This window comes from Pseudomonas sp. SHLD1 (assembly GCF_028640935.1).
In the GTDB taxonomy this organism is placed as follows: Bacteria; Pseudomonadota; Gammaproteobacteria; order Pseudomonadales; family Pseudomonadaceae; genus Chryseomonas; species Chryseomonas aestiva.
In genome coordinates this window covers 20,501-46,579 of sequence record NZ_JAQZAD010000029.1, presented here as the reverse complement: position 1 = coordinate 46,579, position 26,079 = coordinate 20,501, and the positions used below count along the sequence as shown (strand labels likewise).

The following is a 26,079-nucleotide window of genomic DNA, read 5'->3' as shown; positions in this document are numbered from 1 at the left end:
GCATGCGCCGCAAGCTCGCCCGCAAGACCATAGATGGAGAGGTGCCCCATGAGGCGCAGCAGTAAGCAGTCGTTGTGCGCAGCCGTGCTGGTTGCGGCCCTCGCCCCCCTGGGCGCCTACGCCAACATCGAGAGCCAGCTGGACTCGATGTTTAACTCGATGTCCAACAGCACCGACCCGGGTATGTACCAGACGGCGACCCGGGGCGTGGTCAGCGGTGGCTCGATGCGGATCCGGAATCAGATCGCAACGGCGCCGGTGGTCTCCTTCCGACCGCCCTCCTTCCAGGCCGGCTGCGGCGGCATCGACATGTTCGCCGGCTCCTTCTCGTTCATCAACGCGCAGCAGTTCGTTCAGTCGCTGCGCTCCATCGCCTCCAACTCGGTCGGCGTAGCGTCGGGCTATGCATTCAAGCTGGCGCTCAAGGCCATGGGGCCTACGGTGGAGAACACCATCGCCAACCTGCAGGAGACGATGCAGGACCTCAACGGCCTCATGTCCAATAGCTGCCAGCTCGCCCAGGGCCTGGTGACGGACGCGTTCTCCGCGTTCGAGGGCAAGGACAACATGCAGACGGCCACGGGGAACACCGTGAAAGGCCTTGCTGACAGCTTCGGCTCGCTGTTCTCCGGCAGCACCAACTCGAAGTCGCCGACGGAAGAAAAGAGCAAGGCCGGCAACTTCGTCAGTTGCGAGGACACCGGCAACGTCGTCTGGTGCGCCATGCAGCAGTACAACAGCCAGCAGTTCTTCAAGTACGGATCTCAGCAGACCGACGAGATGATCATGTCCTTCACCGGCTCGGTCGTCATCACCGGTCTGGTGGACGCGGCCGATGGCAAGGGGCAGGTCCCCGAGACGAAGCCGGTGATGCCCACCGGCATCGCGCTGCAGGACATCATCGAGGGCCAGAAGACCGAGACGGTGCAGATCTACTCGTGCGGCGGAGACAAGGCCGCGTGCCTTACGCCCAGCACTCAGTCGATCGCTTTCGACGGCTTGGCGGAGAAGATCATCAAAGGATTCAACGGCTCGACGAGCTCCGTCGGGATCGTGAACAAGTGGGCGACCAATACAGGGACGTTCACCAACGATGAGCAAGCCATCCTCAACATGATGCAGAAGCCGGGCTTTGCCGGGATGGTCCAGCGCCTGTCGCAGGGTAGCGAATCGATGGCCCGCGGCTTCGTTTCTGCCCACGCGAAGATGCTCGCGCTCGAAGGCGCGTATTCGCTGGTGAAGTCCTACATCGACACGGCTGAGACAGTGATCACCCGCAGCAAGATGGTCGACAAGCTAGGCAAACCTGCCGGCGAATTTATCGGTACCGCACGGGATCGTCTGGTACAGGAGCACCAGGCGCTACTGAGCCGCTACGGCAACGAAAACGACCTGGTCCTCGATTACGAGGCGCGCATGAAGGTGCTGCCCACGCCCGCCGCATTCATCAACGTCGAAAAACCTGTGCAGGGAGCTCAGTAATGGAGTTCTCGATCTACTCGGTCGGTTCGGCGACCTACCTCGAAAGCATCCTCAACGCGGTGGCCATGATCTCGGGATCGGGCAGCATCGAATCGTTGGCCAAGGTCGGTCTGTTGATCGGCACCCTCTTCCTCGGCTTCCAAGCGGTATTCAAGAACCAGGCTATCCCTTTCCAGCAGGTGGGCGTGGCCCTGATCCTGTACATGGCGCTCTACGGCCCCACCGGCCGGGCGGTCGTGGAAGACGTTTATGACGGCACAGTCGTGGTCGTCGACAACGTGCCGATCGGACCGCTGTTCGTAGGATCCGTGGTGTCCAACATTGGCTACAAGCTGACCAGGGAGATGGAGCAGGCCTTTTCCACACCGGCCATGACCACCTACGGGTTCGCCGACCCCCTCACGACCTTGATGAAGGTGCGCGGCGCCACCCGCAATGTCTTGGCGATGCCGTCTGTGATGGGTGACACCCGGGCCGGCGGAGACTTCGTACGGTCGTGGATGACCTATATCAAGGAATGCACCCTGGTTGGGGTGGGCCGCAACGTGGCCGCCTACGGGACACTGATGCGAAGCAACAACCCCGTCGATGCCATGAGGTTCGAAAGCCAGGTATACGGGACCGAAATCTTTGAGGGCAACACCGGCGTTGGTACCTATTACACCTGCTCCGAAGCGCACACCCGGCTCAAAGCCCTCAGCGCTTCCACGCAGAGCGGCATCATGGATGATGTGGCGAAGCTGGCGTTCCAGAAGCCCGGCAAGACCGTCACCGGTGACGATGTCACCACCCGGGTGGACGACGCGCTGCGCGGCTTGAATCTCCAAGTGGCAGACGCTCGTGCCTTCACCATGGCCTCCGTGCTGCTGCCGATCTTCGAGCGAGCGCCGGCACAGAAGGCCCTCGAGGATCAGCAAGGCGCATACGCCATCATGCTCAGCCAGGCCCAGGCGCAGCAAGCCACTCAGTGGGCTGCCGAAGGCTCGATGTTCACGCGCTACGTCCGGCCGTTCCTCACGTTCTTCGAAGGCCTCATCTACGCCATCACCCCGATGATGGCGTTCCTCCTGGTGATGGGGACCTTCGGGATGAACCTCATCACCAAGTACATCACCATGCTGTGCTGGATGATGCTGTGGCAACCCATGTTGGCCATCGTCAACCTCTATACCAACTGGTACACCGGCACGGTGATGGAGGGGCTGCTCGCGACCACGAGCAGTGTCACGGACGGCAATGCCCTTTCGTTCGAGATGATGAAGCAGATGCTGCCGGCCTTGGATAGCGCGATCGGGGTGGCTGGCCTGATGGCTTCATCGGTGCCAGTGATCAGCATGTTCCTGGTTTCCGGCAGTGCGTTTGCGTTGACGAGCATGGCCCAGCGCCTCGGCGGCACGGATCAGATCAACGAGAAGATCGTGACGCCTGACGTCGTGAAGCCCACTGAGGGCTTGGCGACTACGCCCTATATGACGAACGACTTCGTCAATGGGACGAGGCAGACTGGTTCTGAGACAACCCGTGGTTCGATCAATATCGGCCAGTCTTTGTCCAACTCGGCGCAGTCCCAACGCGCAATTGCAGAGAGCGCGTCTGATAATTTCGCGAAGGGCCTTACTAGCACCTATGGCAAACAATACGAGCAGGCAAAAACAATAGGAGAGCAGGCTCAGGTCGGGCGACAAATTGCCAGCTCTTTTGGCTTGTCGAACGATTCAAACTTCCAACAGTCAGTCAACAATCTTCGGAACCAGGGATATAGCCAAAACGAAATTGACTCCATGGTTGGCAGTATCGGAACGGGTGGCTCGGCCAGCGCCGGTTTAGGCCTTGGCAATATGGGCGGGAAGCCAGACGCAAATGGCAAAGTAAAAGGTGGTGTAGATTTCGGTGGCTCTGCGCAGATAAGTGGCTCAACGACCAGCTCTACAACTCACAGCAATGGACGCAGTTCAAGCGATGTGAACTCGGCGGCAAAAGCGGCAGGTCTAACTGAGGCGGTTACAAATTCTCTTCGGCGGGAGAATACGTCCGGCTTGGCTAACTCATTTCTTAACTCAGAGAAGTTAGGGCTATCGCGATCTGACCAGGAGAGTCTCACCCGCTCCGCCCAACAGGCAGTCTCCGCTCAAAAACAGTATTCGGAGACAGCGGGCTATCTGCAGTCAGCGGGCAGCTCCCTATCTATGACGCCGGATGCATGGGCGGGCAAGCTGATAAGAGAGGGAAAGGCAGATGCGGTCGTTGCCGAAGCGGTAAACAACTACGGCAAGGATATGCAGGAGGCGGAGCGGATGTTTGACACGGTTGATCCAAGTAGGAGAAGCGTAGCTGCTGCACTCCACACCCTAGCTAAGCATAACGATCTAAGCGTCTTGACCAGTGGTGTCTCTGATCGAGACATGTACACCAATCCCAAGCATTCTGGTGAGCTTGGTGACCAACCGACATCTCTTAGACACGGCTCTTACGAATCGATGCACGGTCCCCAGGCTCGTAACCTTGATGCTGAAACGGCTAGCGCTGGACACGTCGTGGACGGTGGTAGCTTCAACCAAAGATTCGCGTCTGGTGATAAGGCGGCTCGTGATGAGACGCCGGTGGAAAAGACACACGCGGAGCACAACGGAGATGTCAACAGTCGTGCGTATGGCTACGGACTGAGGGCGAGGAGCGACGGCGTTCTCGAAGCTAGACAAAGGCTTGAAGAGAAGGGCAGAGGTATCAACGAGCTCGGCGAGTCTACGATGGGTGGGTTCGTATCCAAACTTGTCAACAGAGCAGAAAATTTAGCGGGTGCCAGAGGAAGCCGAGATGATTATCTCCGGGAGGGAAGACAGTTAGGCCTCGACGAAAGCCAGGCTGCAGTGTTTGCTGCAGCGCGTACGGGGGAGCTAAACAACAATGATCGGGGGGTCTTCATGCAGGCTGCGGATCGTAAAGGCTACAACCCGGAAATGGCAGCTGGTATGTTCGAAACGCTGAAACAGGCGGGTTACAACGACAATGGCTCTGGTGCCATTTTGAATGACATCCTGACAATTAATGACATTGACAGGGCTGACAAAGATCTTGTGATCGGTCGTTGAAAAAAGGGCTGCTTAAGCAGCCCTTTCTTATTAAAGCAACTTGTTAGGTGCGGGGTCGCTCACTCCGTACACTTCATATCGAAGAACATCTTCCGTGCTTCGCATGATGCTTGGCACATATGGATTCGCCAAAGCCTCATGGTCGATTACAATGGCGCTATCGTAGCCTGTCGGCGGGTCTTGGTAAGTTACTGTATTGGAATTATAACCCAGCTCTATTCCAAGCATGACGAAGCTGACTAACGCTAGGATGAGCGCCGCCCCAGCGGGTTCCCATACAAAAGGTATTGTTCCACATACGATCGTCAAGATCGCCGTTATCAACGTAATTTGGAAACCGCTGCGCAGTTTAATGTTCAGCAACATCGCAGATGACACGATGACATACGCTACCATGGCTATATAATAAGCAACTTGGTAGGCATCCAGGTTCGCACCGTTACAGTATGCGACGCCGTAGAGAGTGCTGCCAAGCGCAAGGCAGTGCCGTAGTAGAGAGATTGCCGGCGAGAATCTTAGCTTCCGCTCTACAGCATTAAGGAAACGGCGCAGGCTATTTTGGCGCGGGCGGTTAGCTTCTTGCTCTAGAAAATCAACTGCGTTGATAATGAACGCGATTTCTTCTTGGCTAAGCGAAGATTCGTTCATAAGCGACTGCAATCTTATGACGGTCCGCTGGACCGCGGGAGCAACGTTTTTGAAGCGGCGGAGATTCAAGACAGCCAAATCCAAAGTGGAAGGTGGTAGGCCGAGATATTTCTCTAGCAGCGCCTCGGCTCTTCTCTTTTCACCTGCGACTATGTAGTGCATGGCTCAACTCCTAATTCGATATACCTATGGTAACGCAGGTCTCAGAAATGCAAGGGGCGCTTAGCCGCCGTTCACGCCGTAGATGTGCCCTTCCCTCCGTGCTCCGGGCCACCGCTAATGCGAGCCAGGCTCTGCGCCAGGCGCGGCTGCTTGTTCGCGCGCGAGAAGGTTCGCCTCGAACTGGCCGATAGCCACACGCGCTGCCTCAGCAAAGCTTGCGATGGACAGGGCCACCCACAGGAGATGGGGCTCGGCCTCGTCATCCAGATGATCGACTGACACCGCATAGGCGCCGCCCCAGCTGGATGAGTCCTGGATCTGGACGCGTGTCGGTTTCCCGCGGTGCTGAAGCACAAATTCGGGGTCGCTAAGATCGGTGCCGGGTCGCTTCTTGAAGCTGTAGCTGGTCATGTGATCGTCCGCTAGATGGGGAAACTGTGTACCTCAGCAGAACGTATCTGACGCGGTGGAAATGCAACCCGGTCGCGACGCTATCCCCCTTGCGAGCGCCTGGCTTGCCCTGGGCCACATAGGCGATGCCGCCAAGCCGATAGGTCGAGGGCGTAAGGAGCGCAGGTCGGGCACTGTCCTGCGGCCGCTGGCCACCGGTGGGCAGGTAGAGGTTGTGCTCTGCCCAGACCTCAGCGCGCGCCTTCACATCGCCGCGCTGCCGGCGGCGCGCGCCACGATCGACGTTGCGCAGGGCCGAGACCTTCGGCTCAGCCTTGCCTGCGAGCACGAACAGCGGCAGGTTTGTCTTGATGATGGCATCCCATGCTCGCCGCGCTCACCGAACCAGAGCGTGCAGCGCGGATGAGGCGCTACGACCTAGTGCTTGATCCTCACCCGGTCGTCTGCCAGGTTCGCGATGCACGCAGGCCCTGGTGCTTGGGGGTCTGCTCGATCGGCATTCCCTGGCGCAGCGCCCTACTCTCAGCGCTTGCCTGCAACTGGTCACTCCCGGTGGCCACCGGTACCCTCTGGTTGCTGGTGGTGTGGCCAGGTGAGCGATATCCAGTGTGGCGCTCCATCGAAGGCGTGGATAGTGTGCAGCGACGGCGCCCAGGGCGCTCTCGCGTGATTCAGGCTCGTCGGTGATGCTGCAGTTGGGAGTAGCTCGGCTCGCGTATGGCGGTGCCGGCGGCATAGCCATCAGACACACATAGCCAGGCGTACCGCTGCTTCAGCTGCTTTGTTCGATCGTCGGCTGGACGGTGCGGTCGCTGGGCAGCCAGGTCCTTAGGGAGGGTGCGCTTCGCTAGCGGAGCGCTCTAGGGTCAAGCGGCGCCTCCAGAAACGTTCGGATCTTCGATGGAAGCCGGTCTGCAGCAGAGCTATTGGCTGTCGCTGGTGTGGTGAAGCCGCAAAAGGATGCCGATGTGCTGACAGCTCGTAGGGGTGATGAGCGTTGCGAGGGCGCAGTTGCGAAAGCGGTGGCCTGATCAGGTGCGACGATGGGAGCACCTGGTCGATCTGTCGATCTTGGTGACGGTGATCTTTCTGATGATGGCAGCCCTAACTAATCTAGGCAGGGAGCCGGGCCGACCAATGCCCGCTGGGCCGACCAGGATTGCCTCCGTGGCGCTGACGGATATCTCGCTCGAGCGCCACAGCTGAGCGCAGGCGCTAGGCCGGTGACTCGTAGGTGATGCCGCCGAGCCGATACGTCGACGGCGTCTTGAGCGGTACCCGATCACTTTCATCCACATCTGACCGCTGGCCACCGGTGGGTAGGTAGAGGTTGCGCTCCGCCCAGACCTCCGCCCGCGCCTTCACATCGCCGCGCTGCCGGCCGCGCGCGGTACGATCGAAGTCGCGCAGCGCCGAGACCTTCGGCTCGGCGTCGCCGGCGAGCACAAACACCGGCAAGTTGGCCTTGATGATGGCGTCCCACCTCTCGCCGCGCTCACCGAACCAGAGCGTGCAACGAGGGTGCGGGGCCACGACCTTGTGCTTGATCAGCACCATGTCGTCCGCCAGGTTCGCGATCGTACGCAGATCCTGGTACTCGGGCGTTTGCTCGAGCGGTATCCCCCGCTGCTGCGCCCTACTCTCGGCCTCCGCTTGCAGCTGCTCGCGCACGGTAGCCACCGGTATCCGCTGGTTGCTGGTGGTGTGGCCAGCCCAGGTGAACGAGATCCGCCGCGGTGCGCCGTCGAAGGCGTGGATCGTGCGCTGCAGCTGCTTGGTGGTGACGCCGGCGCCCAGGGCGCGCCGCAAGAGCCGCGGCCGCATCTCGGGCGTGTAGCCCAGGGCGACCCGAAGCGCCTCGATCTCGTCGGTGACTGCCTGCTTGCTCGCATTGATGGCCAACACCTGCGGCAGCACGCTAGCCTGCAGGCGAAAGTAGCCCGGCAGGCGCATGACGGTGCCGGCGGCTTGGCCAACGTCGCGCTGGTGACTGGCCAAGGCCGCGGTGGCCAGCGCGATCGCCGCCTGGCCGTCGACCTTCTGGACCTCGAGGACGTCAGGCGTCTTCTGCTCGTTCAGCAGCGGCACCTGCCAAACGCGGCCCTCGACCACCAACCCTGGCCAGGTCGAATTGAAGCTGGCCAGCTGCTCGACGAGCACCTGGTGCGCACGCTGGATTCCTTCGTACATGGCGGTGCCCTCCTCACGGGCGACGTTCGCAACCACCAAAATATACCACCCCTGTACGACACAAGCCCATATCCAACCTCTCCCCCTTACACCCCATAACCGCCTCACCCCTTTCCTTCCTTCTCTCCTTCTCTTTTTTCCTTCCCTTTCCCTTCTATCGTGCGCGTGGCGCGAGTGATCGGAGGGGGAAGCCCAGGTAGAGGGGGTGCAGGGAGTGGTTGAAGTGAGGGGCATGTGCAGGGGTGGTATATTTTTCTAGTCACCAACGCCTCGATTTAGGCGCCCATGAGCTTCCCATTAACTCTCGACGCGGCTAAAGCGTTCGTAAGAGCGGATAGTTGCCGCAAAAATGACAGGGCGTATCTAGTACGGAACCATTACCAGCGCAGTACCTGCCACCTATAGCTCTAAGGCCCCGGTGTGAGGGCACTGGCTAGTCGGCCTTATCCTCTAGATCCTATAGAGCTGAATCGCTCCTACACAGATCGTCAGAAGACTCGCGGGGGCGGCTAGGAAGGCGCGCATACCCCTTCATGAGGTCAACGAGGTTATGAGTAGCCGGTTCGGTATCTTTGGCTCGCCAAGCCATGTGTAATTCGGCCTCCACGTTTCCCACATCAATCTCCGCGTAGTGGATGTGGTCCAAACGTAGTCTCGTGGCGGAAACCGGTACCAACACGATGCCAAGACCTGCACTTACCAACGACAGCATTGAATGCGAGTAGGTAATGTAATTCACGTATCGAAACGAGCACCCTGCCATCCTGAATACCCCCTTAAGCAGTTCGTACGAGTAACGCCCCTCCAGTGGGGAGTACATAATGAAGTGCTCATCATCCAAATCGCGAATAGTCGGATTGCTATTTTTAGCTAATGGATGGGAAGTCGGTATCGCGAGAACGAAACGCTCTCGCAGCACCTGCAGACTCGAAACTTCCGGACGCTGGGTGACCGGCCGAACCAACGCCAAATCTATCTGACTGCTACTCAGCGCCTCGTACTGATCCAAGGACTGCCGGCCGCTCTGGCGACGCGGCTGGTGATCCTCAAGGTGATCCACCGACGGGTCGGCTAAGGCCGCTAGCCGGGCGCTAGCTTGCTGAATGGCAACTCCCCCTACACGTTAGCAAAACAAAAGCCCTCCCCCTGGTCGCCCCCTATCGGCCATCACCGCTCCCCTTCGCTTAGGTCCTTAGCAAATAAGGCCGCTTTGGCCCGCTAAGCGGAGCGATGAAGGTAGCTTTCCACAGTCTCGGCGGCATGGCCTGGCGACACTGCTACGAAGCCTGGACGAACGCGGCCGGATTCTTCTGGTTGGATAGCGTCAGGTAGCGCTCGAAACTCTGCCGGTCGACGACATGCCCTCCGTTGGCCGTGGTGGTATCTGCGGCAATGACACCGGTCATTGCGCTCAGGGCCGTAGTAGCGACGGCGAGTACGGCGGCGAACGTGTTCAGTTTCATCTCTCATTGTTGTTGTACAAGGGGATATTGGATGGCTTGCTGCCAGGTCAGAACGGCGTTGGATCGCCGTCACTTGGACAGGACGCACACAGAGGAGCCCTCTGGAAAACAATCGCAACCGGCCGTCGCGGCTACCGCCTTGGGAATCGCCGATTTCATCGCGTGTTTTGCTCATCATCACCGGGGGATGACGTCCACAACTCGGGGCACTGGATCAGCTCCAGCAGGTTTCCCGAGTTGTCGCGGATGAATGCCATGGGCGTGCCCTGCACCTCTTTCTCGAAGACGATGTCGGCGCCCTTCTCGCGCAACCCTGCCACCGTCGTCGGTACGTCCAGTACGGCCAGGCACAGGTGTTTGTTGCCATGAGTGCGCACGTCCTGATTGGGCTCGCGGCGCTTAGCCGGTAGTGGCTCGGCACCCTCGACCTCGCCCAATTCCAGGCGGAAATCACCGCGGCGAACGAAGGCTACGTCCGCCGGGATGATGTCGATGAAGGCACGCATCTCCAGCTCGAATCCGAGCATCCGCTGGTACCAGCCGATGGCATCATCGATGTCCGGCACGCTGATGCCGACTTGATGGGGGAGTATCTCGGGCAGAGTCGGATTCATTGCTGCGCTCTTGTCGATAGGTTCAATGGACGACCGCCATGCACTCGAATGACGGCCACTGTGGCAAGGTCCACTGCCATTACTGCATCGCCCCCTTCCCAAGACTCGGTCGGGCGAAAGCGTCGTGCGACCTGGCTCGGTAGGCTCAGAACACCGTGCCGCCGTCGGCGTTGAGCACCTGGCAAGTGATGAAGCCGGCATCTTCCGAGGTGATGAAGGCGAGCAGCCCGCAGAGGTCTTCCGGCACGCCATTGCGCTTGATCAGTTGCTGATCGCGGACTGCGTCGAATAGAGCTGGCGGCAGGTTCTTTTCCGATGCCGCCGTCCGCGTCAAGCCTGGAGAAATCGCATTGACCGTGATGCCGTGCGGGCCAAGCTCTGCGGCCAGCGCGCGGACCAGGCCAATGCCGGCCATCTTGGTGGTGATGTAGGCCGCGAAGTTGGGCATCGGGTTGCCCACCGTGCTGGAAGCGATCTGTACTATCCGTCCGAAGCCACGGCGGGCCATGTCCGGCGCGAAGCTCTGGGCCAGCAGCAGCGAGGCCTCGACGTTTATCGCCTCGAACCGACGGAAGGTTTCCAGTGTGAGTTCGGCAAAGGGCACCAGTGGCATGAAGGCGGCGTTGTTGACCAGGATGTCGCAGCGGTCGAATCGCTTCAGCACCTGGTCGGCGAACGTACGCAACGCATCAACGTCGGCCAAGTCGAAGGCCTCGGCGTACACCTGAGCCCCTAGATTGCGTGCCGCTGAAATCGTTTGCTCGGGTAGACTGAGATCAGCCAGTGCCAGGTGGCACCCCTGGCGGGCCAGATGACAGGCGAAGTGGTAGCCCAAGGCACCGCCGGCTCCGGTGATGACCGCGACGCGGCCGTGGTGAGTACCTTGCACGATGAGTCTCCTCGAAGTTGTTTTTGTTATTGAGGCGCGTTTGCGGTCGCCCTGGTCTCTGGAAGCACCGTATCGCCCGAGCAATCATTCGAGAAATCGTTTGTTTGCATTCGAGGTATTCAGGATACGAATGCATGGATAACGAATCGCTAAGCCAAGGCGTCCGCACCCTGGGTCCTTCACCGGGACCGCGGGGTACGGACATGCGAACGGGAAACGATCGGCCTCAGGGCTAGCGACGCCGCCAATCAAGGACTGGAGACCGCTGCGCTCCTCGCCACCTGGATGACTCAGGGCTGCTTGGCTTTACGGAACGGCAGCGTGGCCAAAAACGCCATGTCCTTCACACTCAGCATTTTCAAGCCGGCCCGCGTGGTGGCACCGTCCAACCGTGCCTCCATGGGCAGAGTGCCGAAGCTCTTGCCCTTGATCACCAATTCATCGCCAACGCGACGGATTGACTCGACATGCATCAGTTCCTCGTCAGCCGTCCCACGCAGCACCATGCCCTCGCGGGTGGTGGGGCTCTGGCTGACCGGTGGCGGCAAGTCCTCACGCACACCGGAGGAAACCGCGCCGAAGTCCATTCCCAGCTGCTCGAACATCTTGATCGCGGTAGCGCGGCCGGCGCCATAGACACCGCCACCCGGATGCTGGAACGGACCAGCAAGGAACAGCCGATCCACGCCAGGTACGGTGAACTGGCCAAGGTCCGGCGTCGGGCGGTGCCCGGCGCTCTGGTAGAAATAGGGCGCCACGCCATGCAGGTCGCCACGCATCATGCTGTTCGGGCTGGAGCGCTCCAGGTCGACGGGACTGACGATGCTGCGGGCGATGATGTTGTCGCTGGTCAGGTTGCTGACGAACTTGCGGTAATGCTCCAGCGACAGGTCGCCGATCTCTTCCTTGAAATCGTCCCAGTGCCGGTCCTTCCAGCGCGGATCGTTGACCTTGTAGGGTGCGAAGGTAATGCCATGGAACATACCCGCCCCGGCGGGGACGCGGGTCTTGTCGCCAAGGCTCTCGTCACCGCCGGCACACAGGCGGCGCTGGCTGATGTAGCCGCGCTTTAGCTCGTCGAAGTCGGCTAGCATCTCGTCCAGGGAGTCGGTGGCCATGAATTCCAGCATGGTGGCGTAGCCCACCTCCTCTCCCGCGTAGTAGGTGCAATTCTCCTTGAGGTCGTAGTGGCTGACCATGATCGAGAACGGCGCCAAGGCCGCGCGCTCCGCGCGTGCCAACACCGGCTCGGGCACTCCTTCGACGAACTTGCGCACGACATGGGGATGGATGGCGCCGATTACCGCGTCACGGGCCTGAATAGTCTCGCCGCTGCTCAGACGCACGCCGGTGGCGCGGCCACCGCTGGTGAGGATCTGCGCCACCTCGGCATGACAGCGCACCTCGCCGCCGTGGGACTCGATGCAGCGCACCAGCGCCTCGGTCAGCTTGCCGCTGCCGCCGATGGGTTGCGAAACGCCGTAGGTATGGATGATGCCGGGCATCAGCAGCACGCCCATCCCCGTGCCCAGTTCGTTGGGCGCCTGCAGGTTCTCGCTGACCAGTCGCAACAGGTGGATCTTGATCTTGTCGCTCTCGTAGAGCTGGTTGACCAGGTCCAGGCAGTCGCGACTCATGTAGTCCAGCATCAAGCGACCTTCATCGCTCCGATCGAGCATCGCTACCAGTTCGCCAAGCGGCGGCGGCGGTGCGTACAGGCCAGGCATGAACATCTTCAGAATTTTCTGGCTCACCTTGACGAATTCGCGATAGGTATCAGCGTCCTTCGGCGAAATCCTGGCGAAGCCCTCGCAGGTCTTGTCGATGTCCTTGTAGGTGAACAGCGCAGTCTGGTCTGGAAACAGGGTGGCGTGTGGCACCGGTGAATAGTGGTATTTCAGTCCGTGTTGGCTGAGCAATCCCAGTTCATCCTGGCGCAGCATCGGATTGCCCTGGATCATGATATGCACGCTGGAGTGCTCGTCGTGCCAATAGCCGGGAGTGTTCAGCTGGCGTGTGCTGACGCCCCCGCCGGGATAGCTTTTGCGCTCAAGCACCAGAACCCTCTTGCCAGCCTTTGCCAGGTAGGCCGCAGCGACGAGGCCGTTGTGCCCGGCGCCCATTGCGACGATGTCGTAGGGGGTATCGCTCATATTCAACTCCTTACAGGATAGGGAGCGCGATCGCTGGCGACCGCTTCCGCCCCTTTCAGGGACAGGACTTCAGGTAATCAACAAACTGGCCATCGCGTGCGGCGTGAAGGGGATTGCCGGCCAGATCGTCACTTTGGGCCGCTCCTAGGCGTCTTGGGATATGTCGCCCTCTGCAGTCGAGCCGGGGACCATCGGTATTGCCTAACGGGCGTCCGTTCGAGGGGGTGTGCGGCACGTAGTAGTTGCCCCGACGGCGCATCAGGCGACACGTGCCGTGGGACGAACGCTCCACGCTTTATCGCATGGCCGGTACGGGCCGGCGAATGCGTGGCGTCATGCTCTAATCGGGCCTGCGCGTGGTAGACCGGATGGGAAAGCCGTGGCGGAATCAGAAAGGAGAGAACGACTACCGGATCAGAAGCGACCGGCCGCAAGGTGCGGAGGGTGAGGTAATGCTCGAACGTACCTGAGACGTGGCAGCGCATGGTCAGCTCTCTTTTTTAGTTCTTGTTTTATACACCGCGCCTGTCGGTCTGGTGCTTCCCCGGTAGCGCTTGACGACCCGGTACTCACGAAATTACGGAACTCCAGACCATTCGGGAAATTCTCGATTTACATACAACGCATAACTGCGATGGATGGTAGGAAGCCCCATGCCCCTGGATAGAAGGAAAACGGCTTCGACGGCCGCCGGAAGCAAACGCCGAAGTACTTAGCGGTGCCTACATCCCAAACTGCTGGTCATGCTCAATGTCCTGCTCGGCGAATGGAAAGAATCCCTGGCAGGCGAGGGCCCTTAGTCTCAACCAACCCGCCAGCCGTGCCCCCTTATCCTCCTGGGCTACTTTCCGGCCGTCCTGCTGACGCGGAGCGGGATCGAGGTGGCGCGAACGTCGATAGGCGACGACCTGGCACGTTGAAAACTGTACGGGTCAGGTTCCGCGCAACCACTCAAGGCGCAGCCGTACTGGATCAGTCCTGCAGCAAATGTTTCGAACAACCTGAGAAAAAGCGTCATAACGACCTTCCACGTATCAGTCAGGTAGCGACGCCAACGCCCCGTTCGGTGCTGTGGGCGCTAGCGTCAAAAACCAGCAGGCTGCGGATCAATCCGACCCCCGTCCTCACTAGGACTTCGAGGCCAGGCAGCGCCGCCGCTGACGCCCGGTATTGCCTGGGCGGAAGCCACTACGACGCGACGTACGCCACACCCGCCACCAGGGTACGTCGAGCGTGGCGCAGCCCGCTGGGCTCCTCTCATTTCAGGCCGTTCAGGCCCAGCAGTTGATCGAACTGCACGTGAAGCAGCACGCCGAAGGCGTAGCCATCGCGTGGGTTCTCGCCACTGAACGGATTGACGTAGCTGCTGCCTTGGAAGGTGCGGGTGATGAAGGGGCTCAGCACGATGCTGTCGGTCAGCACGAAATTCGCGTCCAGGGTAAGGGCGTACTCATCGCGTCCCGAACGATAATTTCCTCCTCCGCTGTTCAAGCTGTAGGCCCCTTCGAGCAAGCGCTGCTCGCGATCCGTCAATCTGGCCCAACTGGCCTTGACGGAATAACTGTCGAACGGCCGACCACGGAAAGGTGCGGATAGAATCAGACCGAGATCGCCCTGACTCGCCACCCCGTTCGCCGACTCCTCCTCGAACACGTGGGCCAGGCTGCCGTGTACGCTCAGGGCAGTGGGATTACGCACCCCGGCCTGGCCGCCGTCGGCACGCCAGAACGTCTGTTTCGCGCCGACATAGAAGCCGCTGACGCCATCATGGGTGGCGGGCGCAGCTTGACTGGTGAAACGCGTATTACCGTCGACGGTGTAATAGGGATCGTTCTGACGCCGATTGTTGTAGAAACCCATCAACTCGAAGGCTGTGGGATAGGTCTCCATCGAGTAGTCGGTTCGGTAGGCGACGTTACCCAGGTAGGTCGTGCTGAGCGAGCCCCCCTTGTCCCCTTCGCGGCGTTCCCAACCATTGGTGAACGGATAGGCGTCATAGCTACGCCAGACCCCTAGCTGTGCACGCCATTGCGGGGTGAAGTCGTAGGCGCTACGGACTCCCCAATTGGCGTAGGGCGGCGGATTGATGCCGGCCGTGTCCTGCATGATCGCTGGGCTCACACAGGAGAATGGCAGGTTGCACAACGGAAGAGCGAAATAGGTGCCGGCGTTGCTCTTGCCGGCCTCCAGGGTCAGGCGGTCGTTCAACAGCCGTTGCTCATAGGTCAACAGCGTCAGGTGGCTGACCCGAGGAATGTAGGGCGCCGATTTACCTGCCAGCACATCCCCCAGTTGGCCACCATAGCTAAGGTTGGAGGTCCAGGGCACATAGAGCTGCATGAAGTGCACGAGACCGCCGGAGAGTCCGGCGAGCCTTTCCATGTCGAAGTCGGCACCGACGCTAAACAGCGTCAGGGCTTCATGGCGACCGGTGTCGACGCCTGCGCTGGGGTTGGAAAGGTAAAACTGCGTCATGTCCAGATGTGGACTGATGCCCTGCTCCTTGAGCCAGCGTCCCTGCTCTTCCAGGAGCCGACCGGTGGGCGCGGGTTGCCGAGGCTCGACGGACAACACCCGTGGCCCCACCCGTTGATTGGGCAGACTGTCGTCGGTGCTGGAGGGCAGTTGCTGCCGCCCCCCCTCATCCAGATCGGCGGCAACCGCCGTACCGGCCTGGAGCGCGGATAACACGAGGGAAAGAACGAGTAGCTTGCCGTGGATCACGTTCATGTCGACATCCTTCTTTGTTGTTTTTGTTACGGACGCAGTTACCCCGTCGCGCGGCCAGTTCGGGCGCGGGGAAGAAACAGCCTTGATTCAGCCGGCAGTGGCGCCTGCGTCTATCGCCAGATCGGCTCCGGTCACCCAGGCGGCCTCATCCGAAGCCAGAAAGACCGCGGCCCAGGCGACATCCTCCGGCCTACCTAGACGCTCGCGTAGGAACTGGCGCCGCAACGCCGTATCGCGTAGCCCAGGATCGCGAGCCATGTGGGCTCGCGTGGCCTGGGTCTCGATCAGCCCCGGCGACAGCGTGTTGGCGCGGATGTTGTGCGGTCCGCCTTCCAAGGCAAGCTGGCGCGTCATGGCCAGTACGCCGCCTTTACCGGCACAGTGGGCGAGCGCGGGAGAGCCCTCCAGCGCCATGTGGGCATTGGCGGAGGCGAAGTTGAGGATCACCCCACCACCCCGCGCCTTGAGTGTCGGCCAGGCGGCCTGGCAGACCAGGAAGACGATGTCCAGCTCACCCGTCAGGGTACGGCGCCACTGCTGTTCGTAATCCAGGTCCTCGATCCAGGCGAAGCAGCCAAAGGCCGCGGCATTGACCAGACAGTCGAAGCCGCCGTCGCTCTGGGTACGGGCCGAGTCGATCCAGGCGGTGACCGCCTCTGGCTGAGTCACGTCATAGGTGTGGACCACCAGGGATTCCAGCCCCTCGGAGCGCGCCAGCGCGAGAGTTTGCGCTCCGGCCGCGGCATCCCAGTCGCACCCTATTACCCGGGCGCCCTGACGGGCGAACATAAGAGCACAAGCCTGGCCGATGCCATTGCCCACACCCGTGATCAGGGCGGTCTTGCCTGCCAGTCGGCTTCCTGCTGCCATGACCATCTTAGGCCTCCTCAACATTGCCAGCGGCGAAGGGAAAGGCGATCCGCGGCCGGCTGCAGAAGGCGCACAGCAGAGCGATGGCCGCCATGGCCAGCAGGACCCAGGCCGCCAGACCCACCGTGGCCGCCAGACCCCGGGTATGGGCGGTGACCGCGACCACCAGGATGGGACTCAGAAAGGCACCCAGGGAATAGCTGCCATACCAAGCGCCCGTTCCGAAGGCACGGCGGTACCAAGGCAATTCCCGCATGTTCCAGATGGCCAGACTGGGCAGCATCAGGCCGCAACCCAGGCCATTGACCAACGCCACGAACAGCATCAGGGAGGTCCGGTCGGCCCAGGGGACCAGGAGGAAGCTGCAGCCGATGAGAGCGAACGCCAGGGCCAGGCAATGCGGGATGCGCAGCTTCAGGCGCAGCAACAGGTGCACGCTGAGCGTACCCAGCACGATCATCACGCTGCCTGCCGAGGCGATCATGCCGGCGGTGCTCGGCGAGGTCTGGCCGATGTCGCGCAGCAGGTAGGCCAGCTGGATCTGCAACACCATGAAAGCGACACCGCCCACCAGGGTGACGAGACAGGTCACGGCCAGAAGCGCGGGACGGAAGGCCTTGGCCTGCTGCGACGCATCCTCGGCATCGTCGGCGCTCAGGCTCTGAGGCTTAGGCTCCCATAGCAGGAAGTGGGCGAACACCGCCATGACCAGGGCGACCACGTAGACCACGTACGGCATCCGCCAGCCGAGTTCTCCCAGAGCGCCACCGATCATGAAGAAGAGGATGGCGGAGCTGGCGGCGAAGGTGGTCTGCAGGGCCAGGTAACGTTGCCGTAGCGCGCCGCTGTAGTAATCACCGATCAGCGTGGTGCTGATGGTCACGACCACCGCCTCCATGCAGCCCAGCACGACGCGGCTGACGATGATGGCGTGCAGGGACTCGAGGAACAGCGGCAGTACGCCCATGCACCCGTAGCCAACCATGGACAGCAACAGCAGGCGTTTGCGCCCCAGGCGATCCGCCACGATGCCCATCAAGGGTCCCAGCAGGGCGACCATCAGTCCAGGCACGGCGAGCGATATGGGTACCAGGAACTGGACATTGGGTACGTCGGCGAAATGCGCCTGCATCTGCGGCAGGCTGGGCGCCACCACGATGGCCGCCATGGGCGACAGGCAATTGATCAGCAACAACAGGTAGGTGGCGATGCGGGCCACGGAGCGAACGGGAGCGGTCATGGGGTTCTCCTCGGGTTGTTATTGTTGTTCGGCGAGTACGGGGCAGATGGCATCAGCCGTCCAGGGTGCGTTCGATCAAGCTGGCCAGGTCGCCATCGTGCTTAAAGCCCAGCACCTCGGCCTCAGGGGTAGCCAGCGCGGGATAGCGGGCGAAGGCTCGCTCCAAATCGGGATCGGGGCGGTAGCTGACCAGTTGTCGACGGTCGGCGCCGAAGCGGGCGCACAGCCCGTCCACCACCGCCGCGAAACTCAGGTGTAGCACCGGCAGCGTTACCGCGCGGCGCTCGGCCAGCGCCGTGCTGGGCACGCGTGCGGCGTGCAGCAGGTTGTCGACGCAGCGCGCCGCCGACATCCACCAGGCGGTACCTTCCGCCGCGACGGGGCAGACGAAGGCTTCGCCATCGCGCAGCCGCCAGAACAGGTCGCTCATGAAGGCCGACAGCAGGCCGGACGGCTGCGGCGGCCGTGCCACGATGCCGGGCAGACGCAGGGCGATGCCGTCCAGGCCGCCACGCCGGGACAAGTCATCGAGCAGCAACTCGCCGATCAGCTTCTGGGTGCCGTAGCTCAGTTGCGGGCGCAGCGGTGCCCCCTCGTCCATGGGCGTCATCGGCAGGCGGCCATAGACGGCGATGGTGCTGGCGAACACCACCCGCGGCGGCCGGGTATGCCTTTGCAGGCCTTCGAACAGGGCCAGGGTGGCATCCAGGTTGACCCGGCGGCCCAGGGTGTAGTCCCGTTCGGCCAGCCCGCCGGGCACGCTGGCCAGGTGGAACACCACCTCGGCCGGGTGGGCGAGCGCTGCGGCTAGCACGTTCGGCTCGGCCAGGCTGCCCGTGAGCGAATGGATCCGCGGATCGTTCGGCACGCTGGGCAATTGGACGTCCAACAAGGTCAGGCGCGTCCAGGGCAAGGCCTCGGCATCGTCCAGCAGGCGACGTACCAGGCACTGGCCGACGAAGCCGCCGGCACCGGTCACGAGGACATGCATCTCACACCTCCGACGGCAGCGGCGCCGCGACGAATTGGTGATCGATGGCGCCGAACAGGCTCTGGCCATCGAGGCCAACCATCTCGAACCTCAGCCGATCGCCGAAGCTCAGGAACGGCGTGCGCGACTCGCCCTGCTCGAGCTTCTCGATGGCGCGCTGCTCGGCCAGGCAGGCCGAGCCCGTGCGACGATAGTCGCGGTTGGAAAAGGTGCCCGAGCCGAGCACGGTCCCGGCGCGCAACCGGCGGGTACGCGCCAGGTGCATCACCAGCTCGGGAAAGCTGAAGTCCATCTCGCCACCATGGGGTTCGCCGAAGCGCTCGCCATTGAGCTCCACGCGCAGCGGCAGCTGCACCCGGCCGTCGCGCCAGGCGTCGCCCAGCTCATCTGGAGTGATGGCGACCGGCGCGAACACCGTGCTCGGCTTGGCCCGCAGCGGCCCGAAGCCGATGCTGATTTCCTTGAACAGATGGGCACGCAGGCTGACGTCGTTGAGCAACATCAGCAAACGGATGTGGCCGGCGGCGGCGGCGGGCTGGACGCCCAGCGGCACGTCGTCCAGGACCACGGCCACCTCGCCCTCGAAATCGATGTGCTGGTCTTCGCCGGGCACCGGGTAGTCGTCGCAGGGGCCGTAGAAATCGTCGCCGCTGCCCTGATAGAGGATGGGGACACCCGCGTCCTTCTTGATATTCAGGTCATAGGCCCGTTCCATGAGGTTGCCGTGGGAAAGGAACGCCGAGGCGTCGGCCCATTGGTAGGCCCGCGGCAGGGGCGCCATGACCGCCCGAGGATCGAAGGCGAAGGCCTCCGCGACGCGGCCGGCGTTGAGTTCGGCATAGAGCGCTTCGAGCCGGGGTGCACAGGCCTCCCAGTCTTCCAGCACGGTCTGCAGCCGCGGCATCAATCCCGGGGCGATCACCGCCCGGCGCAGATCACGCGAGACCACCAGCAGCCGACCGTCGCGGCTACCGTCCTTGAGCGAGGCGAATTTCATGGGGCAATCTCCGTTGAGGTGGGGCAAGCCGCCATCTTGATGAGTTCGAGCAGGCCGCCACGGGGGATGCGCCGTTGTGCAAGGGCGAAAGTGTTCATGGCATCCCTCCTAGGCGAGCGGGCGACCGCCATCCACGGGGATGACGGCGCCGGTGGTGAAGGTCAGTTGGGTGGCCAGGGCCAGGACCGCTGCCGCCACCTCCTCGGCCCGGGCCAGCCGCTGTAGCGGTGTGCGGGCGGCCTGTTCGTCGCGCCAGGCGCGGTCCAGGCCGGCGACGAATTCGGTGTCGGCCAGGCCCGGGGCAACCCCTACCACACGGATACGCGGAGCCAGGACCCGCGCCAGGGACAGGGTCAGGTTGTCCAGCGCCGCCTTGGACGCGCAGTAGGCCAGGTTGCTGCCCATGGCCGTGCGCGCCGCGATGGAGCTGATGTTGACGACCAGGCCGCTGCCCTCACGCTCCAGCAAGGGCCGCAGCGTCCGTACCATGGCCAGGGCGCCGCGCACGTTGGTGGCGAAGATGCGATCGAACAGCGCATCGTCCAGGCCGTCCAGATCGGCGTGGGCGACGAAGCGGGTGGTACCGGCGTTGTTCACCAGCACGTCGCAGCGGCCATAGGTGCGCTCGATAATCGTGGCCTGCTCGACCAGGGCGGTGCTGTCGGTGACGGGCAGCGGCATGGCGGCATGGGCCAGCTCGGCGGCCGGCAACTCGGCCGCCAACCGGTGCGCGGCCTCGGCGGAGGCGTGATAGCCGACCACCACCGCGGCACCCGCGGCGGCCAGGGCGCGGCAGATCGCCGAACCCAGCCCGCCCGCGCCGCCGGTGACCACCGCCACCCGCCCGGCCAGGGGCTGGCCGCTCACGGACGAGCTCCCAGCCGGCGCACGCGAATGTCCGCCTGCTCCTTGTGCCCGGAGAAATGCTCCAGGGCGCAGAGCCGCGAACACACCTCGCCGATGGCCACGCTGGCGGCATCGGTAAGGATGCGCTGGTAGGTATGGGTCTTGATGAACTTGCCGACCCAAAGCCCGCCGGTATAGCGCCCCGCGCCCTGGGTCGGCAGCGTGTGGTTGGTGCCTATCACCTTGTCGCCATAGGCGACGTTGGTCCGATGACCGAGAAAGAGCCCGCCGTAGTTGGTCATGCGCGCCAGAAACCAGTCCGGGTCACGGGTCATGACCTGCACGTGCTCGGAGCAGATCCGTTCGGATTCGGCGAGCAGTTCCTCGTCGGTGTCGCAGAGGATGATCTCGCCGTAGTCCCGCCAGGCCTGGCTGGCGATGGGCGCGGTGTCCAGCCGGGCGAGCACCTGCTCGATGGCCGCCGGCAATTCCTCGGCGATGCGGGCGCTGCGGGTGAGGCAGACCGCTGGCGAGGTGGGACCGTGCTCGGCCTGCCCGAGCAGATCTACCGCCACCAGTTCGGCGTCCACGCTGTCGTCGCAGATCACCAGGGTCTCGGTGGGACCGGCAAAGAGATCGATGCCGACGCGGCCATAGAGCTGGCGCTTGGCTTCGGCGACGTAGGCGTTGCCCGGCCCGACCAGCATGTCTACCGGTAGGATGCTTTCCGTGCCAAGCGCCATGGCCGCCACCCCCTGTACGCCCCCCATCACATAGATCTCATCGGCACCGGCCAGGGCCATGGCGGCGACGATCTCCGGAGAGGGCTTGCCGGCGAAAGGCGGCGCGCAGGCGATCACTCGCTTGACCCCGGCCACCTTGGCGGTGAGGACGCTCATGTGCGCCGAGGCCAGCAGCGGATACTTGCCCCCGGGGATGTAGCAACCCACGGAATTGACCGGAATGTTGCGATGCCCCAGCACCACGCCAGGAAGGGTCTCCACCTCCACATCGCGCAGCGACAACAGCTGCACCTGGGCGAAGCGACGGATCTGCGCTTGAGCGAATTCGATGTCGGCGATGGCCTGAGGCGAGAGGCTGTCGATACAGGCCTGGATCTGTTCGGGCGAGAGGCGGAAATCCTCCGGGGCCCAATTGTCGAAACGCTCGGAGTACTCGCGCAGGGCGGCATCCCCGCGCTGCTCGATGGCGCCAAGGATCTCTTCCACGGTGGTACGCACCTGGGCGTTCAGCTCGGCCTTGGCCGCGGCGGGTCGGCCCTGTTTGAGTTGCCGGATCATGTGCAGCTCCTATTCGGAGAGGTGAGGAAAACTAGCGCCAGTGAATCAGCGGCTGACCCGCCACCGGCGCGCGGAAATAGGGAATGCGGGTGCCCTGCAGGCTGCCGAGGTAGACGGTACGCAGGTCGGGCCCGCCAAAGGTGAGGCTGGCCAGCCAGGGCGCCAGGGTGCCGCGCGCGGCCTGCATGATGTCGGGGGTCAGGGTCTTGTCGGCGTAGTGCCGATTGAGACGCGCGGTGGCCTGGGGATCGCCGTCGTCGAGCAGCGTCAGCACCTCGCCCTCGGGGGTCAGGGCGATCAGCTTGTCGCTCATCACCAGGGTCACCCAGAGGTTGCCGTAGGCATCGAAGGCGAACCCATCCGGGAAACCCTCCAGCTCGGCGGGGCCGTACACCTCGCGCTCGCCCAGCGAGCCATCGGGACGCAGCCGCAGCCGGGAAATGCGCCTGACGTTGCTCTCCACCACATAGAGCCACTCTTCGCGATCGTCGAAGCGGATCTCGTTGGTGCCGCCGAAGCCCTCGGCGACAATGCGGATGCCCTGTTCGTCGATCACGCCGATGTAGCCATCCAGCAACCCCGAGTTGATGGAATCGGTCCAGGGCTGCTGGGTTGTGGTGACGGTGAACCAGATCCGCCCACGGGAGTCGCGTAGCGGGAAGTTGGTCTTGCCCAGCGGCCGACCCTCGAGGTGGTCGTGCAGCACCGTCAGGCGGCCCCGACGATCGAGGCGCTCGATGCGGTCCAGCCCCCAGTTGCAGATGATGAAGTCGCCGTCCGCGGTGAGCGCCAGGCCATTGGGCAGCGAGGCGCCCTGGGACTGCACGTAGCGCTGCTGGAAGTCCACCGGGGCGCTGTCCGTGGCGCTCGGCGCCAGCAGTTGCTGGCTGCCGTCCGGATCGATGCGCATCACGCCACCGCGGGCATCGGCGCTCCACAGGGTGCCGTCGGGTTGGGCGATGATGCATTCCGGGCGCTGCAGGTCGCGGCCGATGAACTGGATGCTGGCGCGATCGACCTGCCAGCCCTTGAGGGGATTGCTTGCCATGCTGAGGTCTCATGCTGGGCCGGACGTCGGGCGCGGGGGGCCACGACACGGCAGGAGGTCGCCGGGGCGACGGTGGTCTAGCGAGGCTGCGCGGTCGCTCGGACGGGGCGGGGATGGCGTGCGGCGAAGGACCTGCCGAGGGGTCGCGATAGACGGAACGGCGTCATGGGTAGCTCCCGAATTCTTGTTGTCGTCCGCGGTGACCGCGGCTGTGATTCGACGGTATGCAGCCCGCAGGTATTTGAGAAATCGTTTGTTGACATACGAGGCATAAGCGCGCTGGATTGGTCCCTGGCCCCCCGCCCCCACAAAAACAGCCCCGGACCGCACCGGAGCCAGGAGTAGCCCATGCGTTTCTATGGTCTGGATCTGAATCTGCTGGTGGTGCTCGATGCACTACTGGTCGAGCAGAACATCACCCGCGCTGGCGAGCGGCTGTTTCTCAGCCAACCAGCCACCAGCGCCGCCCTCGCCCGGCTGCGCGAGTACTTCCAGGACGAATTGCTGGTACAGAACGGGCGCAAGATGGTCCGCACGCCCAAGGGCGAAGCGCTCAGCCAACCGATCCGCGACCTGCTGATCCAGATGCGTTCAACCCTGGACAACCGCCACCAGTTCGATCCGGCACAGGCACAGCGCAAGTTCGTGCTGATGGCCTCGGACTACATCAGTACTGTGCTGCTGCCGCAGGTCAGCCGGCGCCTCAACGAACTCGCCCCGCATGCCAGCCTGGAGATGATCCCGCCCAACGACAATCCGCGGGAGATGATCGAGCGTGGCCATGTCGATCTGCTGGTGCTCCCCACTACCCACCTGACCGAGGAGCACCCCAGCCAGATCCTGTTCGAGGACAGCTTCGTCTGCATGGTCTGCCAGGACCATCCCGAGGTGGGCGAAAGCCTTTCCTTCGAGCAATACAAGCAACTGGGCCACGTGCTGGCCCGCTGGGGGCAACAGCGCATCCCGTCCGTGGATGAATGGTTTCTCAATCGCTACAACTTCGAGCGCCGCGTGGAAGTCATCACCAATGCCTTCAGCAAGATGTCGACCTTCCTGCCCGGTACCCGCCGCGTCGCCACCATCCACCTGCGCCTGGCCGAACAATGCGCCCGCGAATTGCCTCTCAGGATCCTGCCGGTACCCTGGGATGCGCCCCCCTTGGTGATGGCGATGCAATGGAACCGTCACCAGCAACACGACCCCGGACTGAACTGGCTGCGCGAGCTGATCGCCGAAAGCGCCGCCGCCCTGCCCGAGGTACGCCTCGGCGATTGAATCGTCGAGAGGCATCCACCAAACGGATGCTTCGTATGCCAAATTAAAATTTCTCGAATGACTCGGCGCTGCGTAGTTTCTTGAGAACAGTCCTGGCCACACCTGCCAAGGCACTCAGAACAAGAACCACGTCGAGACAACGCCATGTTCCAGCGCCTTTCGCTCCGCCTCGCGCCCGCCTCCTCCGTCATGGGTGCCTCGCCGCCCTGAACCTTTGGTGCGCCGTCACTGCGCACCTAACTCGCCCAACTCGATCCAGAGCCCCCGGCCCGCCCTGAGCTTGCCGCCGGGTTTTCCTGCCCGCTCGCCTGGCCGTTCTGCCAGGCTGCCCCTGGAGACATCGCCATGCATATCACCGGTCTCGAATACCTGACGTTCGGCGTCGAGGACCTGGCTGCCGCTCACCAGTATCTGCTGGACTACGGTCTGGACGCCCAGGACTACGATCCCGCGGTCGGCGGCACCTATCTCGCCCTGGACGGCACTGGGGTGATCGTCCGCCACAGCGACCATCCCGGCCTGCCGCCGCTGCCACCTGGCGCCCACTCGCCTTGTCTGCGCGAGACCCACTACGGCGTGGCCGACCAGGCCACCCTGGCGGCCCTGCATGACCTGCTCGGGACCGATCGCGAGGTCCGTGTCAGCGACGACGGCAGCCTGCACTGCCTGGATGACTCAGGCTTCGCCATCGCCTTTCAGCTGTCCAGGCGCCAGCCGATCCAGGCCCCCTACCTGGGCTTCAACGTACCCGGCCAGGCGCCGGGACGGGCGCCCAACGACTGCGCCGCGGACCCCGCCGCGGAGATCAAGCCGCGCTCGCTGTCCCACGTGGTCTATTTCGTCAAGGATGCCGCCCAGGCCGAGGCTTTTTATCTGCGCCTGGGCTTCGTGGTCACCGATCGCTTCAACGATCTCGGGCCCTTCCTGCGGCCTGCCGGTACTCAGGAACACCACACCCTGTTCATGCTGCAGAGCCACAACGCCCACATGGTCGGCTGCAACCACTTCACCTTCCATTTCGGCTCGGCCAGCGAGGTTCTGCAACAGGGCTGGCGCTTCCAGCAAAAGGGTTACCAAAGCTTCTGGGGACCGGGCCGCCACGTCATGGGCAGCAACTTCTTCTGGTACTTCAACAGCCCCTTCGGCGCGGCCATGGAGTTCGACGCCGACATGGACCACCACGACGACAGCTGGGTACCGCGGGCCATGGCCCCCGGCGCGGAGAACTCACAGGTCTTCCTCTTCGAGGGGCGTGACAAATGGGCACCGGGCGAGTGAGGCAAGGAGATGGTCAACGAACGCCGTCTCTGTCATCGCGACGAGCTACCCGATCAGGGCGCCCGCGGCCTGCTGCGCGAAGGTCGCCACGATCGCGTGTTCGCCATCCGCCGAGGCGACGAGGTGTTCGTCTGGCTCAACGACTGCCCGCACAACCACCGCCCGCTGGAGTACCAGCGCGACCGTTTCCTCTCGGCCGATGACCAACACATCGTCTGCTACGCCCACTCGGCGCATTTCGAGCTGCGCAGCGGCCTGTGCTTCGCCGGCCCCTGCGTTGGTCGTTACCTGACCGCGGTTCCCGCGCGAGTGGACACCGCGGGGGTGGTCTGGATAGCCGCCGAGCTGCCCGTCCCCGAACGCGAGTCGCCCCTCTCTTCCTAGTCTTGCCTGCACGAGGTC

At 62.9% G+C, this 26,079-nt stretch carries 21 protein-coding genes; 5 read left to right on the top strand and 16 right to left on the bottom strand.

What is annotated here, in order from left to right; genetic code table 11:
* The first annotated feature begins 48 nt into the window (after positions 1-48).
* Together PVZ77_RS19840 and PVZ77_RS19835 are read left to right on the top strand one after the other, a co-directional pair.
* Positions 49-1,482 (top strand): conjugal transfer protein TraH, encoded by a 1,434-nt coding sequence (locus tag PVZ77_RS19840; RefSeq protein ID WP_273805349.1) that lies wholly within the window; start codon positions 49-51, stop codon positions 1,480-1,482.
* Positions 1,482-4,571 (top strand): conjugal transfer protein TraG N-terminal domain-containing protein, encoded by a 3,090-nt coding sequence (locus PVZ77_RS19835; RefSeq protein ID WP_273808252.1) that lies wholly within the window; start codon positions 1,482-1,484, stop codon positions 4,569-4,571. Before PVZ77_RS19840 ends, PVZ77_RS19835 begins: the two co-directional genes overlap by 1 nt.
* Before the next feature lie 30 nt (positions 4,572-4,601).
* Here PVZ77_RS19835 and PVZ77_RS19830 read toward each other — a convergent pair whose 3' ends face one another.
* The 16 genes from PVZ77_RS19830 to PVZ77_RS19760 form a co-directional block, all read right to left on the bottom strand.
* Positions 4,602-5,381, bottom strand: coding sequence for a hypothetical protein (locus PVZ77_RS19830; protein ID WP_273808253.1), 780 nt, complete (start codon positions 5,379-5,381; stop codon positions 4,602-4,604).
* A 114-nt stretch (positions 5,382-5,495) separates the two neighbouring features.
* Positions 5,496-5,792, bottom strand: a complete 297-nt coding sequence (locus PVZ77_RS19825) for a hypothetical protein (RefSeq protein WP_273808254.1) — start codon at positions 5,790-5,792, stop codon at positions 5,496-5,498.
* A 1,215-nt stretch (positions 5,793-7,007) separates the two neighbouring features.
* Complete coding sequence (locus PVZ77_RS19820; protein WP_273808255.1) at positions 7,008-7,982, bottom strand: DNA replication terminus site-binding protein; 975 nt, start codon at positions 7,980-7,982, stop codon at positions 7,008-7,010.
* 457 nt (positions 7,983-8,439) lie between these two features.
* Entirely contained in the window at positions 8,440-9,042 is a 603-nt protein-coding gene (locus PVZ77_RS26165) for a LysR substrate-binding domain-containing protein (RefSeq protein WP_443218061.1), read from the bottom strand.
* Between the two features lie 217 nt (positions 9,043-9,259).
* On the bottom strand, positions 9,260-9,445 hold the full coding sequence (locus PVZ77_RS19815; RefSeq protein WP_273808256.1) for a hypothetical protein: 186 nt from the start codon (positions 9,443-9,445) through the stop codon (positions 9,260-9,262).
* Positions 9,446-9,600: 155 nt separating this feature from the next.
* Positions 9,601-10,059, bottom strand: coding sequence for a VOC family protein (locus PVZ77_RS19810; RefSeq protein ID WP_273808257.1), 459 nt, complete (start codon positions 10,057-10,059; stop codon positions 9,601-9,603).
* Positions 10,060-10,204: 145 nt separating this feature from the next.
* On the bottom strand, positions 10,205-10,948 hold the full coding sequence (locus PVZ77_RS19805) for an SDR family NAD(P)-dependent oxidoreductase (RefSeq protein WP_273808259.1): 744 nt from the start codon (positions 10,946-10,948) through the stop codon (positions 10,205-10,207).
* Between the two features lie 290 nt (positions 10,949-11,238).
* Complete coding sequence (locus PVZ77_RS19800) at positions 11,239-13,101, bottom strand: phytoene desaturase family protein (protein WP_273808260.1); 1,863 nt, start codon at positions 13,099-13,101, stop codon at positions 11,239-11,241.
* A 1,257-nt stretch (positions 13,102-14,358) separates the two neighbouring features.
* Complete coding sequence (locus tag PVZ77_RS19795; RefSeq protein WP_273808261.1) at positions 14,359-15,831, bottom strand: carbohydrate porin; 1,473 nt, start codon at positions 15,829-15,831, stop codon at positions 14,359-14,361.
* Positions 15,832-15,918: 87 nt separating this feature from the next.
* The gene (locus tag PVZ77_RS19790; protein ID WP_273808262.1) at positions 15,919-16,701 is read right to left on the bottom strand and encodes an SDR family NAD(P)-dependent oxidoreductase; all 783 of its coding nucleotides are present in this window, start codon (positions 16,699-16,701) and stop codon (positions 15,919-15,921) included.
* Between the two features lie 7 nt (positions 16,702-16,708).
* Positions 16,709-17,941: an MFS transporter gene (locus PVZ77_RS19785; RefSeq protein ID WP_273808263.1), complete on the bottom strand. Its 1,233-nt coding sequence runs from the start codon at positions 17,939-17,941 to the stop codon at positions 16,709-16,711.
* A 52-nt stretch (positions 17,942-17,993) separates the two neighbouring features.
* Complete coding sequence (locus tag PVZ77_RS19780; RefSeq protein ID WP_273808265.1) at positions 17,994-18,932, bottom strand: NAD-dependent epimerase/dehydratase family protein; 939 nt, start codon at positions 18,930-18,932, stop codon at positions 17,994-17,996.
* Between the two features lies 1 nt (position 18,933).
* Positions 18,934-19,929 carry a fumarylacetoacetate hydrolase family protein gene (locus tag PVZ77_RS19775; protein ID WP_273808266.1) on the bottom strand — a complete coding sequence of 332 codons (996 nt, stop codon included), beginning with the start codon at positions 19,927-19,929 and terminating at the stop codon, positions 18,934-18,936.
* Positions 19,930-20,037: 108 nt separating this feature from the next.
* Positions 20,038-20,796 carry an SDR family NAD(P)-dependent oxidoreductase gene (locus PVZ77_RS19770; protein ID WP_273808267.1) on the bottom strand — a complete coding sequence of 253 codons (759 nt, stop codon included), beginning with the start codon at positions 20,794-20,796 and terminating at the stop codon, positions 20,038-20,040.
* Entirely contained in the window at positions 20,793-22,076 is a 1,284-nt protein-coding gene (hisD, locus tag PVZ77_RS19765) for a histidinol dehydrogenase (RefSeq protein WP_273808268.1), read from the bottom strand. The genes PVZ77_RS19770 and hisD overlap by 4 nt, the downstream gene beginning before the upstream one ends.
* Positions 22,077-22,107: 31 nt before the next feature.
* The gene (locus tag PVZ77_RS19760) at positions 22,108-23,124 is read right to left on the bottom strand and encodes an SMP-30/gluconolactonase/LRE family protein (RefSeq protein ID WP_273808269.1); all 1,017 of its coding nucleotides are present in this window, start codon (positions 23,122-23,124) and stop codon (positions 22,108-22,110) included.
* A 348-nt stretch (positions 23,125-23,472) separates the two neighbouring features.
* On the opposite strand from PVZ77_RS19760, the gene PVZ77_RS19755 reads away from it, so the two are divergent.
* The 3 genes from PVZ77_RS19755 (at position 23,473) to PVZ77_RS19745 (ending at position 26,061) form a co-directional block, all read left to right on the top strand.
* On the top strand, positions 23,473-24,399 hold the full coding sequence (locus tag PVZ77_RS19755) for a LysR family transcriptional regulator (RefSeq protein ID WP_273808270.1): 927 nt from the start codon (positions 23,473-23,475) through the stop codon (positions 24,397-24,399).
* A gap of 345 nt (positions 24,400-24,744) precedes the next feature.
* Positions 24,745-25,677, top strand: a complete 933-nt coding sequence (locus PVZ77_RS19750) for a VOC family protein (RefSeq protein WP_273808271.1) — start codon at positions 24,745-24,747, stop codon at positions 25,675-25,677.
* Positions 25,678-25,686: 9 nt separating this feature from the next.
* Positions 25,687-26,061: a Rieske (2Fe-2S) protein gene (locus tag PVZ77_RS19745; RefSeq protein ID WP_273808272.1), complete on the top strand. Its 375-nt coding sequence runs from the start codon at positions 25,687-25,689 to the stop codon at positions 26,059-26,061.
* The last annotated feature ends 18 nt before the right edge of the window (positions 26,062-26,079 follow it).

What these genes read in the sequence shown, in the direction of transcription:
- PVZ77_RS19745 (WP_273808272.1), top strand. Translation starts at nt 25,687, where the DNA reads ATGGTCAACGAACGCCGTCTCTGTCATCGCGACGAGCTACCCGATCAG.
- PVZ77_RS19785 (WP_273808263.1), bottom strand. Translation starts at nt 17,941, where the DNA reads ATGACCGCTCCCGTTCGCTCCGTGGCCCGCATCGCCACCTACCTGTTG.
- PVZ77_RS19760 (WP_273808269.1), bottom strand. Translation starts at nt 23,124, where the DNA reads ATGGCAAGCAATCCCCTCAAGGGCTGGCAGGTCGATCGCGCCAGCATC.
- PVZ77_RS19810 (WP_273808257.1), bottom strand. Translation starts at nt 10,059, where the DNA reads ATGAATCCGACTCTGCCCGAGATACTCCCCCATCAAGTCGGCATCAGC.
- PVZ77_RS19840 (WP_273805349.1), top strand. Translation starts at nt 49, where the DNA reads ATGAGGCGCAGCAGTAAGCAGTCGTTGTGCGCAGCCGTGCTGGTTGCG.
- PVZ77_RS19820 (WP_273808255.1), bottom strand. Translation starts at nt 7,982, where the DNA reads ATGTACGAAGGAATCCAGCGTGCGCACCAGGTGCTCGTCGAGCAGCTG.
- PVZ77_RS19830 (WP_273808253.1), bottom strand. Translation starts at nt 5,381, where the DNA reads ATGCACTACATAGTCGCAGGTGAAAAGAGAAGAGCCGAGGCGCTGCTA.
- PVZ77_RS19815 (WP_273808256.1), bottom strand. Translation starts at nt 9,445, where the DNA reads ATGAAACTGAACACGTTCGCCGCCGTACTCGCCGTCGCTACTACGGCC.
- PVZ77_RS19825 (WP_273808254.1), bottom strand. Translation starts at nt 5,792, where the DNA reads ATGACCAGCTACAGCTTCAAGAAGCGACCCGGCACCGATCTTAGCGAC.
- PVZ77_RS19835 (WP_273808252.1), top strand. Translation starts at nt 1,482, where the DNA reads ATGGAGTTCTCGATCTACTCGGTCGGTTCGGCGACCTACCTCGAAAGC.
- PVZ77_RS19750 (WP_273808271.1), top strand. Translation starts at nt 24,745, where the DNA reads ATGCATATCACCGGTCTCGAATACCTGACGTTCGGCGTCGAGGACCTG.
- PVZ77_RS19780 (WP_273808265.1), bottom strand. Translation starts at nt 18,932, where the DNA reads ATGCATGTCCTCGTGACCGGTGCCGGCGGCTTCGTCGGCCAGTGCCTG.
- PVZ77_RS19775 (WP_273808266.1), bottom strand. Translation starts at nt 19,929, where the DNA reads ATGAAATTCGCCTCGCTCAAGGACGGTAGCCGCGACGGTCGGCTGCTG.
- PVZ77_RS19755 (WP_273808270.1), top strand. Translation starts at nt 23,473, where the DNA reads ATGCGTTTCTATGGTCTGGATCTGAATCTGCTGGTGGTGCTCGATGCA.
- PVZ77_RS19790 (WP_273808262.1), bottom strand. Translation starts at nt 16,701, where the DNA reads ATGGCAGCAGGAAGCCGACTGGCAGGCAAGACCGCCCTGATCACGGGT.
- PVZ77_RS19795 (WP_273808261.1), bottom strand. Translation starts at nt 15,831, where the DNA reads ATGAACGTGATCCACGGCAAGCTACTCGTTCTTTCCCTCGTGTTATCC.
- hisD (WP_273808268.1), bottom strand. Translation starts at nt 22,076, where the DNA reads ATGATCCGGCAACTCAAACAGGGCCGACCCGCCGCGGCCAAGGCCGAG.
- PVZ77_RS19800 (WP_273808260.1), bottom strand. Translation starts at nt 13,101, where the DNA reads ATGAGCGATACCCCCTACGACATCGTCGCAATGGGCGCCGGGCACAAC.